Below are 10,203 nucleotides of genomic sequence, written 5' to 3'. Positions count from 1 at the left end.
GGGACAGGGGGGGGCGGCGGGATGGGCGGGCTGTTCTAGTCAGTCACAACTCGATCTATCGGTCGTCCGTTACCGGCCGGCCGTCCTCCGTCGGCGGCGCGATGTGGTCGATGTAGGCCTCGACGCCGGGATCGTCCACGCGGACTTCGACGTCGATCTCCCCCAACTCGCTCTCCTCGCCGACCGCGAAGTTCACGACGCTTTGGAAGGCCGCCTGTTTCTTCAGCGAAAACGAGAAGTACTGTCCCGATTGGCGGGCGAAGAACTCGTTGCGGGCGGTGTCGAGGATCTCTTGGCGGTGCAACAGTTCCGAAAAGTGATCCAGCGAGTGGGTCGTCCCGATGACCTCCCCGTCCCTCGTTTCGAGTTCGACGTTCGGAAACAGGTTCCCCACGGCGTCTTTGACCCTGTCGGTGACTTCGGTGTCACGGACCGGCACCCGAACGGTGGCCTCGACCCGGTAGATCATCGTCGCGCCTCCGAGAGCAGTTCGTCGATCCGTTCGCGAAACGCCGCGAGCGAGCCGGTGTTCTCGATGGTCACGTCCGCGCGCTCGATCGCCTCGCCCATCCCGAAGCCGAGTTCGCGCTCGTCGCGGGTTTCTAGCGGTTCAGTCTCGGGGTTGTCCCGCCCGCGCACGTCGAGGCGTTCCTCGCGGAGTTCGAAGGGGGCCTCGACCGCGATCAGGGTGAACGCCTCGCCGAAGACCTCCTCGAAACGCTTCGCCTCCGCGCCCGAGCGAAGCCCGTCGACGAGGACGACCTCGCTCCCCTCGAGGCGCTTTTCGATCAGCGGCAGTGAACGCTCGGCGATTGCCAGTGGGCCGTTTTCCTCGCGCATGGCCTTCGCGACCTCGCCGTGGTGATCCGCGGGGTCAAGCCCCCGATCGCGGCACTCCCGGCGGATGACGTCGCCCATCGTGACGACTGGAATCCCCTCCTCGCGGGCGACGGCGGCGGCCTCGCCCTTCCCGCTGCCCGGCAGGCCGACGGTTCCGATGACTCGCATTCGCCGGCGATAGACGCGGTCGGCGAATAAGTCCACCGGGTCCCGGCTCTCAGAACGACGGCTTCGTCACCGGCCGCCGGCGGTCGTCCGAGGGTCGTGCCTATCGAGGCGATAGATCGATAGTCACGGCCCCGAAACCGTTCCGTTCGTACCGTGATGGTGTTTAACGACCCGGGACGGACGAGGTGGGAGGGGTGGTAGTCGATTCGTTCGTCGAACTGTTCGGGCGGAACCCGGTCGTTCACGGCCTCGTCGGGGGGCTGTTCATAGCGACCCTCAACCTCCTCGGCGCGTCGCTGGTATTCGTCTGGCGCGACCCGTCCGAGCGGGCGATGGACGGCGCGCTCGGGTTCGCCGCCGGCGTGATGCTCGCCGCGAGTTTCACGAGCCTCATCCTCCCCGGCATCGAGGTCTACTCCGATGGGAATCCGATCCCCGTCCTCCTCGGTGTAGCGCTCGGCGCGCTCGCTCTCGACCGTTCCGACCTGCTCGTGCCCCACGCCCACTACCTCCTTTCGGGGCGACGGCGACCGGACGCCGCGAACCCGGGCGACGAACTCCCGGTAGACGACGAGCGTCTCGCCGGCGTGGTGCTGTTCGTCCTCGCGATCACGCTCCACAACATGCCCGAGGGGCTCGCCGTCGGCGTCGGGTTCGGCAGCGGCGACCTCGCCACCGCTATCCCACTGATGCTCGCCATCGGGATCCAGAACGTCCCCGAGGGACTGGCCGTCTCGGTGGCCGCCATCAACGCCGGACTGGACAAGCGCTTTTACGCCGTGTTCGCGGGAATCCGCTCGGGAGCCGTCGAGATACCGCTGGCCGTTCTCGGCGCGTACGCTGTCCAGACGGTCTCCTCCCTGTTGCCGTACGCGATGGGTTTTGCCGCCGGCGCGATGCTGTTCGTCATCTCCGACGAGATCGTCCCCGAGACGCACACGAAGGGTAACGAGCGCATCGCCACCCTCGGGACGATCCTCGGTGCGATCGTCATGCTCTATCTCGACATCTCGCTCGGCTGAGATCCACGGTGGGATCGTGCGGCTGACCCGACCGAAAACGGCCAGTCAAAGGGTATAAACCGAATCGAGGAGTAGACGCCGACTGCGAGACTCCCGAGAGGGCACGTAGCTCAGTCCGGATAGAGCGTCGGACTTCTAATCCGACGGCCGTGGGTTCGAATCCCATCGTGCCCGCTTTTCTGCGACGAACGAACGTGAGTAGAAAAACGAACCGCGTGGGATTCGAAGCAGGGAGCAGCGTTGCTGCGACTGGGGTTCGAATCCCATCGCGCCCGTTCTCCGCCGAACCACGCCGCTTTTGCCCTGCCACGCGAGAACCCGACCATGATCGATACAGACCTCATCGCGGCACTCCGGGAGGCCGACGCCGTCCAGTACGGCGAGTTCGAACTCTCGCATGGTGGAACGAGCGATTACTACGTCGACAAGTACCGCTTCGAGACCGACCCCCGATGCCTCTCGCTGATCGCGGCGGCGTTCGCCGAGCGGATCGACGAGCCGAAACTCGCGGGCGTCGCCCTCGGGGCCGTTCCCCTCGTGGCGGTCACGAGCGTCGAGACCGGCCTGCCCTACGTCATCGCACGCAAACAACAGAAGGAGTACGGTACCGCCAACCTGATCGAAGGAACGCTGGAGGAGGGCGAGGAGGTCCTCGTCTTAGAGGACATCGCCACGACGGGTCAGAGCGCGGTCGACGCCGCAGAAGCCCTCCGCGAGGCGGGTGCCCGCGTCGAGCGCGTGCTGGTCGTCGTCGATCGCGAGGAGGGCGCACGGGAACTGCTCGCCGACCACGACCTCGAACTCGAGGCGCTGCTGACGGCCACGGAACTGCTCGATCGGTAGTATCCGCTCTCGTGCGTGTTCGATTCCCAATCCGATTCGAGTTGTTCAAGTTCGTGTAGATCCGCTTCGGGATATGAACCGCGCCGAGAAGGCCGCCCTCCAGTTGCAGGCGGTCGCCGTGTTGGGAATGCTAAAGGAGACGCGCACGTACGACGAACTCGCCGATCTGACGGGCCTGCCCGCTGGCGATCTCAACCGGTACGTCAACGGCCACGTCCTTCCCGGGACGGATCGCGCCCGCGAGGTGATCGACGGCGTCGGTCACGAGACCCTTACCGCGGAGCTCGAGGAGCGGATCGAACTCGACGGCGAGGGCTACGTCGACAACTCGGGAATCGTCTTCGACCAGCCGTTCCTCGACTTGCTTGCACCGGTCGCCGCCGAATCTTTCGGCTTCGAGCGCCCCGACGTCGTGTTGACGGCAGCAACCGATGGAATCACGCTCGCCTCGGCGATGGCACGCTATTTCGACGCCCGGTGTGCCTACGCGAAGAAATCGAAGGAGACGGCCATCGAGGAGTTCATCGAGGCCCGCGATCGGCTCGATTCGGGGATCGAACTCACCTACTACCTGCCGGCGTCGGCGCTGTCGGCGGGCGATACCGTTCTCGTGGTTGACGACCTCATCCGCTCGGGCGAGACCCAGGAACTCCTCTTGGACATCGCGGCTGGGGCCGACGCCCACGTCGGTGGCGTCTTCGCGCTGATCGCCGCGGGCGACGAGGGGATCGAACGCGCCCGCGACCGAACCGACGCTCCGGTCGGTGCGCTCTCCCGACTCGACTGACGTATCCATCTATACGCATACTTATCCTCGGGATCAGACGAAAATACTTAAATAAGCCTCTTACGCTATGCTCACTCGTGTATCATGGGGATCGGTGAACGCGTCGGCGCGTATTTCGATGTCGGGGGGCAGGGAAGCGACGTTCGGACCGAGACCGTCGCGGGAATAACGACGTTTCTGGCGATGTCGTACATCGTTCTGGTCAATCCGATCATTCTCGCCGAGGCGATCACGATCGAGGGCTACTCCACGCAGGACGTCCAGCAGATGATCGCTATCGCGACGATCCTCTCGGCGTTCGTCGCGACGCTCGTGATGGCCGTCTACGCCCGCCGGCCGTTCGCGCTTGCGCCGGGGATGGGGCTCAACGCCTTCTTCGCCTTCACCGTCGTCCTCGGACTCGGGATCCCGTGGCAGACCGCGCTCGCGGCCGTCTTCGTCGAGGGCCTGATATTCATCGCCATCACCGCCGTCGGCGCGCGAAAGTACGTCATCGAGTTGTTCCCCGAACCCGTGAAGTTCTCCGTCGGGGCGGGGATCGGGATCTTCCTGCTCTTTATCGGGCTTCAGGAGATGCAGTTGGTCGTCGCTGACGAGGCGACGCTGGTCGCCCTGGGCGACGTTGCCGCCAGCCCCGTCGCCGGCCTCGGCGTCCTCGGACTCGCCGTTACCTTCGTCCTCTGGGCGCGTGGGATCAAAGGGGCGATCGTCATCGGGATCGTCGGCACCACAGTTTTGGGCTGGTTGCTGACGTTTGCGGGCGTCTTCGAGCGGGGCGTCATCACCCCCGAGACGCTCGTGAGCCCACAGTACGACATCACGCCGCTCGCGGGCGCCTTCTTCGGCGGTCTCGCGGACATCGATCCCCTGACCTTTACCCTCGTGGTGTTCACCTTCTTCTTCGTCGATTTCTTCGATACCGCAGGAACCCTCATCGGGGTTTCGCAGTTCGGCGGCTTCCTCGACGAGGAGGGTGACCTCCCAGAGGTCGAAAAACCCCTGATGGCCGACGCGATCGGAACCACTGTCGGGGCGATGCTCGGCACCTCGACGGTGACGACCTACATCGAGAGTTCGACGGGGATCGAGGAGGGCGGCCGGACGGGACTGACGGCGCTGGTCGTTGCCGGCCTCTTCCTCGCCTCGCTCGTCGCGGTCCCACTGATAGCGGCAATACCTGCCTATGCCTCGTATATCGCGCTCGTCGTCGTTGGTATCATCATGCTTCAGGGGGTCCTCGACGTCGACTGGAACGATCCTGCGTGGGCCGTCTCGGGCGGCCTCACCATCACCGTGATGCCGCTTACGTACTCCATCGCGAACGGCCTCGCAGCGGGGATCATCGCCTACCCGGTGATCAAGGCCGCGGTCGGCGATTTCGAGGACGTTCGACCCGGTCAGTGGGTACTGGCCGCAGCGCTCGTTGGGTACTTCTACGTCCAGACCAGCGGAATGTTCTTCTGAGTCCGTCGGTCGTGCGCGCTGTCGACGAAACACCCGTGCGTTCTTTTCGCTCCGGTTCCTATCGCCGATGATGGCATCCATTGAACTCTACGAACTGCAGGGCTGTCCGTTCTGTACCAAGGTCAAAAGCAAACTCGACGAGCTCGGACTCGAATACGACTCGCATATGGTTCCGTCGAGCCACGCCGAACGAACCGAAGTCGAGGAGATCAGCGGCCAGACGGAGGTACCGATGATCGTCGACCCGAATCACGGCGTCGAGGGGATGTCCGAGAGCGACGACATCGTCGAGTACCTCGAAGAGACCTACGGCTCGGCGGCGTAATCGAGTCCTAACCCAGCAGTCCGAAACCGACCGGTCGATCAGGCGTGCTCTTCGGGCGGCGTGGTTCGCTCGCGGATCAACTCCCTGAGTTCCTCGCCGTCGCGGGCCGCCTCCGCTTCCTCGCGCTCGACGATGGCAGTCCCCTCGACTTCCTCGCGGGGGGCCTTATCGACGAAGTAGACCGAGCGGGTCAGGGTGACTTTCCCGAGCGAACCCATAATCCGGGCGCGTTTCTCTGCGGTCTTCGTAAACGCGGAGTTCCCGGTCAGAAGGCTCTCCTCCTCGCTCGTGTCCTCGCCGACGGCTTTGAACGGCGCGCGCGTCGTCGGGTGGACGTCGAATCCCGCCCGGGTGAGAACCGCGGTAATCCCCTCGTCTTCGGGTTCGACCGCGGGGTCTTCGGGGGTGGGTTCTGCGTCCCGGACCGTCTCTGCGCCGTCCATGACGTCGACCGGGCTGGTCAGGGGCGCATCGAAGAGGTCCTCCAAGGCCATCGCCACCTCGATGGAGGCGTTCATGCCGTCCTCGTACTTCGAGACCGTCCGTCGAGAGACGCCGAGTTCGGTAGCGAGGTGGCCCAGACTCCAGCCGCGCTTCTCGCGTTCGTCCGCGAGGATGTCGCTGTCGATGCTGACGTACAGCCCGCCGGGGGCGGCGTAGATGAGCGGCGGCACGTTCTCGACGAACAGGTCCATCGCCGTGTCGGGGCTGAACACCGGCACTCCGTGGCGGAAGTAGACCACGCCGGGTTTGAGGTCCTCGTCACGGGTCCGTAACCCGATGACGAACGGGGTGGCGTTCAGGTAACTCCCCAGTCGGCGCATCTCCGCGCCGGTCATACCGTCGAACCCGTCGACATTGCCCAGGATCTTCACGAGGATCAGGTCCTCGCCGCGCCGGGCGGCGATGTCGAAGCTCTTCGGACGGATGGCACACCGGTCGCTCACCGTAAAACCCGCGTCGGTGAGCATCGCAGTCACGTTTCCGACCAGTGCTGACCGTGACATATTCCTATATAAGTCATTCGAACCATATATGTGTTGTGACAGTGCAACGCTCCGTTTCCCGTTTCTCCCCCCTCCTCCTCGTCGGTATTTATCACTACGAGTCGAAAGCCGTTAGCCGGCCCGGCGGGTAGACGGGACGATGACCGTCGTCGGACTCGACGATACCGACTCGCGCACGCGCGGGATGTGTACGACGTATCTCGCGAATGTGGTCGCCGAGGCGCTCGTGGGGACGGGCGCGAACGTCGAGGAACTCCTGTTGGTTCGGCTCAACCCCGCGATCGAGCACAAGACGCGGGGCAACGCCGCCCTCGCGATCCACACCGACTGTGGGCCCGAAACGGCCCTCGAAGTCGCCTCCGAGTCGATCGAGCGCCTGAGCGAAACCGACGACCCGAACACCCAGCCCGGACTCGTCGTCGCGTCCGGCGATCCCGAGGCGGTTCCGGATCCCATCGCCGAGTTCGCTTGCCGAGCCCTTCGTGAACGGCTCACGCTCGCCGAGGCGCTCGAACTCGCCGACACGTCGGGTTACACCCATCGGGGATGGGCCGGCGGACGCGGGCGGATCGGCGCGCTCGCGGCCGTCGGTGCGGGGCGGGCGTTTTCGGAATGGACCGCAGAACTGATCGCCTATCGCGAGCGCGAGCGGTGGGGCACTCCTCGAAGGGCCGACCCCGATTCGGTCCTCCGAGCCGCCGATTCCGAGTACCCGACGGTATGGGACACGGTCGACCGGACGACCGGCGATATGGTCTGTGTGCCTCACACACCGGGACCGGTCCTCTACGGAATCCGCGGGGACGACTCTCGGGCTGTTCGGCGGGTCGCAGAGCGCATCGAGGGCGAACCGGTCGCGACCAGTGCGCTCTTTACCACGAACCAGGGCACCGACGCCCACCTGCGCGAAGGCGAGATCGGATCAGTGGGGGACGGCCGGGCCTACCGGTTGGAGGGGATGGTTTCGAACCCGCCCGAAACCCGCCGAGGCGGACACGTCTTCTTCGAGATCGAGGACGAAAACGAGCGTTTGCGGTGTGCGGCGTTCGAACCCACGAAGCGCTTTCGTGACCGGGTACGGGCACTGGGCGTGGGCGACCGGATCACGGCCTGCGGGGAGGTCTCGGCGGGAACCCTGAAACTGGAGAAGTTCGCGGTTCGGGAACTGAACCGAACTGCGTACCGAAATCCGCGGTGTCCCGACTGCGGGCGCTCGATGGAGAGCGCCGGACGCAGGCAGGGCTATCGGTGTCGGGACTGCTCGACGAGCGCGGAGGGAAAGGAGCGCATCGAGATCGACAGGGATCTCGACGTGGGGTGGTACGAGGTGCCGCCGACGGCGCGCCGGCACGTCGCCAAACCGCTCGTGAGGGGCGGGTTCGACGGGCCGATCCACCCCGAACGATAGGCTACCAGTCGCCCGCTACACTCGCATCTTCGGGTTCGGTCGGAGTCTCGTCGCTCCGAATCACGAAATAGGCGATCAGCAGGACGATCCCGATCGGGAAGAACAGGAAGGTCATCCCGCCGGTCGCGACCGCCCACAGCAGTTCGTTGTTCCCGCGTTTGGCGGCGTCCTTATATATCCAGTAGCCGACGCCGATCCCGATGACCGCGAACACGACCGTCATGACCATCGAGATCATCATCAGCGTCTCCATGTCCATCGGGAAGTCCGCGGGGAGCTCCGACTGTAAGAGTACGAGCGCCGAGAGCAACTGCTCCATCTATCTCACCCCGCTCGGAGAGCCGGTTCGAGATTCAGTACACGTATCGTAATTTTTCATACTACAAATAAAAGATAAAACTATGGGGAATATTTCTTCTGCTACAACATAGATGACTAACACGAACCGGGCGCCGAAGGCCGGATAAAACACCAATAGATAAATATCATCAACTAACCGTTAGTATCGGCAAGATATATGTATTTTGTTCGATAACGTCGGCTTGATCAAAACTGTGACTGCTATCCAACTTACGGACGTCACGAAACGATACGGTGACGAGACCGCGCTGTCGGGGCTTGATCTCGCGGTGAAGGAGGGCGAGATCTACGGCTTTCTCGGTCCCAACGGCGCAGGGAAGTCGACGACGATCAACCTCCTTCTCGACTTCGTCCGGCCGACTTCGGGCGAGGTCCGCGTCTTCGGCCACGACGCCCAAGAGGAGGGACGCGCGATCCGCGAGCGGACGGGGATCCTACCCGAGGGTTTCAGTCTCTACGACCGCCTGACCGGCCGTAAACACCTCGAGTTCGCCACCGAATCGAAGGGGATCGACGTCGACATCGACGCGCTGTTCGAACGGGTCGGCCTCGGGCCGGACGCCGCCGGAAAGAAGGTCGGGGGCTACTCGAAGGGGATGACCCAACGGCTCGCGCTCGGCGCGGCGATCGCGGGCGAACCGGACCTCCTGATCCTCGACGAGCCCTCGACCGGACTGGATCCCGCGGGTGCCCGCCAGATGCGCGAGATCATCCGTGCCGAGCGCGACCGGGGCGCGACGATCTTCTTTTCGAGCCACATCCTCGAGCAGGTCGACGCGGTCTGTGATCGGGTCGGTATCCTCCGGGACGGCGAACTCGTCGCCGAGGACACCGTCGACGGGCTCCGCGATGCGACGGCCGACGAGACCACGTTGGTGGTCGAACTCGATCACCTGCCCGAGGGTGCGACCGAACACGTCGCCGCCTTAGAGGGTGTTTCGAACGTCACCACGCAGGGGACCGTCGCGACCGTCACCTGCCGGGACGACGTGAAATCGCGGGTCATCCGGGCCTTCGAGGAGGCAGGTGCCACCGTCGAGGACTTCGAGACCGAGGAGTCCTCGCTGGAGGACCTCTTCATCGACTACACGACGGGGGCGACCGCATGAGTGCGATCGCCATCGCCAAGAAGGACTTTCAGGACGCCGTGCGCTCGCGCGGGCTGATCGTACTGACGGCCATCTTCGTGCTGTTTACCGTCGCCGGTGCCTACATCGGGACGCAGGTCTCGGGGCTGCTCGGCGACGAGGCTGGCGATACGCTCGATCTAATCATCGGCCTCCAGACGCCCGCGAGCTTTCTGGTCCCGATCATCGCCCTGCTGATCGGCTACGGCGCGGTCGCCGGCGAGCGAGAGAGCGGCAGCCTGAAGTTCCTGTTGGGGCTGCCCCACACCCGCCAGGACGTCGTGCTCGGGAAAGTCCTCGGACGCACTGCCGTCGTCGCGGTCTCGATCCTGATCGGCTTCGTCGCCGGGATGATCGCCATCTTCGCGTTCACCGGCTCGTTCTCGCTTCTCGAGTATGCCGTCTTCACCCTGTTGACGGTCGCTCTGGGCTTCGTTTACGTCTGTATCGGCGTCGGGCTCTCCTCGATGACCAAGTCGACCACGCGCGCGGCGGTCGGCGCGTTCGGGCTGCTCGCGCTGTTCTGGATCCTTTGGAGCGTCATCGCCCAGTTGCTGCTGTACCTCACCTCGGGGTCGGTCTTTCCCCAGCCGCCGATCCCCGGCTGGTACGTCGCGTTCCTCTCGCTGCCGCCGGGACCGGCCTACGGCTCCGCGCTCGGGGCGATCCTCGACGAGGGCGGTCTCGCCGTCGCGAGCACCTACGAGGGACAGGGCCTCGTCGAGGGCGGAATCCCGATCGTCGCCGAGCCGTGGTTCGGCTTCGTGCTGCTTGCGGCGTGGGCGTTCGTTCCGCTTGCGATCGGACTGGTTCGGTTCGACCGCGTCGATCTCTAAGCATTAACCCGCTCCC

At 64.7% G+C, this 10,203-nt stretch carries 12 protein-coding genes and 1 tRNA gene; 9 read left to right on the top strand and 4 right to left on the bottom strand.

The features are described 5' to 3' along the window. Positions 1-55: 55 nt before the first annotated feature. Both HAPAU_RS12805 and HAPAU_RS12800 read right to left on the bottom strand, forming a co-directional pair. A complete protein-coding gene (locus tag HAPAU_RS12805) occupies positions 56-469 on the bottom strand; it encodes an RNA-binding domain-containing protein (RefSeq protein ID WP_066383351.1) in 414 nt (137 codons plus the stop codon). Then, positions 466-1,008, bottom strand: coding sequence for an AAA family ATPase (locus HAPAU_RS12800; protein WP_066383355.1), 543 nt, complete (start codon positions 1,006-1,008; stop codon positions 466-468). Before HAPAU_RS12800 ends, HAPAU_RS12805 begins: the two co-directional genes overlap by 4 nt. A gap of 194 nt (positions 1,009-1,202) precedes the next feature. Between HAPAU_RS12800 and HAPAU_RS12795 the strand changes: the two genes are divergently transcribed. From HAPAU_RS12795 to HAPAU_RS12770, 6 genes are all read left to right on the top strand, one after another. Further along, on the top strand, positions 1,203-2,030 hold the full coding sequence (locus tag HAPAU_RS12795; protein WP_084383721.1) for a ZIP family metal transporter: 828 nt from the start codon (positions 1,203-1,205) through the stop codon (positions 2,028-2,030). A gap of 99 nt (positions 2,031-2,129) precedes the next feature. Beyond that, positions 2,130-2,204, top strand: a tRNA-Arg gene (locus tag HAPAU_RS12790). A 150-nt stretch (positions 2,205-2,354) separates the two neighbouring features. Beyond that, complete coding sequence (pyrE, locus tag HAPAU_RS12785; RefSeq protein ID WP_066383347.1) at positions 2,355-2,873, top strand: orotate phosphoribosyltransferase; 519 nt, start codon at positions 2,355-2,357, stop codon at positions 2,871-2,873. A gap of 73 nt (positions 2,874-2,946) precedes the next feature. After that, positions 2,947-3,660, top strand: a complete 714-nt coding sequence (locus HAPAU_RS12780) for a phosphoribosyltransferase family protein (RefSeq protein ID WP_066383344.1) — start codon at positions 2,947-2,949, stop codon at positions 3,658-3,660. 84 nt (positions 3,661-3,744) lie between these two features. Beyond that, positions 3,745-5,124: an NCS2 family permease gene (locus tag HAPAU_RS12775; protein ID WP_066383334.1), complete on the top strand. Its 1,380-nt coding sequence runs from the start codon at positions 3,745-3,747 to the stop codon at positions 5,122-5,124. A 70-nt stretch (positions 5,125-5,194) separates the two neighbouring features. After that, positions 5,195-5,449, top strand: a complete 255-nt coding sequence (locus HAPAU_RS12770; RefSeq protein WP_066383332.1) for a glutathione S-transferase N-terminal domain-containing protein — start codon at positions 5,195-5,197, stop codon at positions 5,447-5,449. A 38-nt stretch (positions 5,450-5,487) separates the two neighbouring features. On the opposite strand, the gene HAPAU_RS12765 is transcribed toward HAPAU_RS12770, so the two are convergent. Further along, positions 5,488-6,456, bottom strand: a complete 969-nt coding sequence (locus HAPAU_RS12765) for a transcriptional regulator (RefSeq protein ID WP_066383331.1) — start codon at positions 6,454-6,456, stop codon at positions 5,488-5,490. Between the two features lie 139 nt (positions 6,457-6,595). On the opposite strand from HAPAU_RS12765, the gene HAPAU_RS12760 reads away from it, so the two are divergent. Further along, the gene (locus HAPAU_RS12760) at positions 6,596-7,864 is read left to right on the top strand and encodes a tRNA(Ile)(2)-agmatinylcytidine synthase (RefSeq protein WP_066383330.1); all 1,269 of its coding nucleotides are present in this window, start codon (positions 6,596-6,598) and stop codon (positions 7,862-7,864) included. A gap of 1 nt (position 7,865) precedes the next feature. Here HAPAU_RS12760 and HAPAU_RS12755 read toward each other — a convergent pair whose 3' ends face one another. After that, positions 7,866-8,183 (bottom strand): hypothetical protein, encoded by a 318-nt coding sequence (locus HAPAU_RS12755; protein ID WP_066383324.1) that lies wholly within the window; start codon positions 8,181-8,183, stop codon positions 7,866-7,868. A gap of 235 nt (positions 8,184-8,418) precedes the next feature. Here HAPAU_RS12755 and HAPAU_RS12750 point away from each other — a divergent pair, with 235 nt between their 5' ends. Together HAPAU_RS12750 and HAPAU_RS12745 are read left to right on the top strand one after the other, a co-directional pair. Continuing rightward, the gene (locus HAPAU_RS12750) at positions 8,419-9,333 is read left to right on the top strand and encodes an ABC transporter ATP-binding protein (RefSeq protein WP_066383353.1); all 915 of its coding nucleotides are present in this window, start codon (positions 8,419-8,421) and stop codon (positions 9,331-9,333) included. Then, entirely contained in the window at positions 9,330-10,187 is an 858-nt protein-coding gene (locus HAPAU_RS12745; protein ID WP_066383322.1) for an ABC transporter permease, read from the top strand. The genes HAPAU_RS12750 and HAPAU_RS12745 overlap by 4 nt, the downstream gene beginning before the upstream one ends. The last annotated feature ends 16 nt before the right edge of the window (positions 10,188-10,203 follow it).

Origin of the sequence: Halalkalicoccus paucihalophilus (assembly GCF_001593955.1) — an archaeon.
GTDB classification, from domain to species: Archaea; Halobacteriota; Halobacteria; order Halobacteriales; family Halalkalicoccaceae; genus Halalkalicoccus; species Halalkalicoccus paucihalophilus.
This window is presented reverse-complemented; position numbering and strand designations above follow the sequence as displayed.

Excerpts from the sequence above, each read along its gene's own strand:
- HAPAU_RS12805 (WP_066383351.1), bottom strand. The coding sequence starts at position 469 with ATGATCTACCGGGTCGAGGCCACCGTTCGGGTGCCGGTCCGTGACACC.
- HAPAU_RS12800 (WP_066383355.1), bottom strand. The coding sequence starts at position 1,008 with ATGCGAGTCATCGGAACCGTCGGCCTGCCGGGCAGCGGGAAGGGCGAG.
- pyrE (WP_066383347.1), top strand. The coding sequence starts at position 2,355 with ATGATCGATACAGACCTCATCGCGGCACTCCGGGAGGCCGACGCCGTC.
- HAPAU_RS12780 (WP_066383344.1), top strand. The coding sequence starts at position 2,947 with ATGAACCGCGCCGAGAAGGCCGCCCTCCAGTTGCAGGCGGTCGCCGTG.
- HAPAU_RS12775 (WP_066383334.1), top strand. The coding sequence starts at position 3,745 with ATGGGGATCGGTGAACGCGTCGGCGCGTATTTCGATGTCGGGGGGCAG.
- HAPAU_RS12770 (WP_066383332.1), top strand. The coding sequence starts at position 5,195 with ATGGCATCCATTGAACTCTACGAACTGCAGGGCTGTCCGTTCTGTACC.
- HAPAU_RS12765 (WP_066383331.1), bottom strand. The coding sequence starts at position 6,456 with ATGTCACGGTCAGCACTGGTCGGAAACGTGACTGCGATGCTCACCGAC.
- HAPAU_RS12760 (WP_066383330.1), top strand. The coding sequence starts at position 6,596 with ATGACCGTCGTCGGACTCGACGATACCGACTCGCGCACGCGCGGGATG.
- HAPAU_RS12755 (WP_066383324.1), bottom strand. The coding sequence starts at position 8,183 with ATGGAGCAGTTGCTCTCGGCGCTCGTACTCTTACAGTCGGAGCTCCCC.
- HAPAU_RS12745 (WP_066383322.1), top strand. The coding sequence starts at position 9,330 with ATGAGTGCGATCGCCATCGCCAAGAAGGACTTTCAGGACGCCGTGCGC.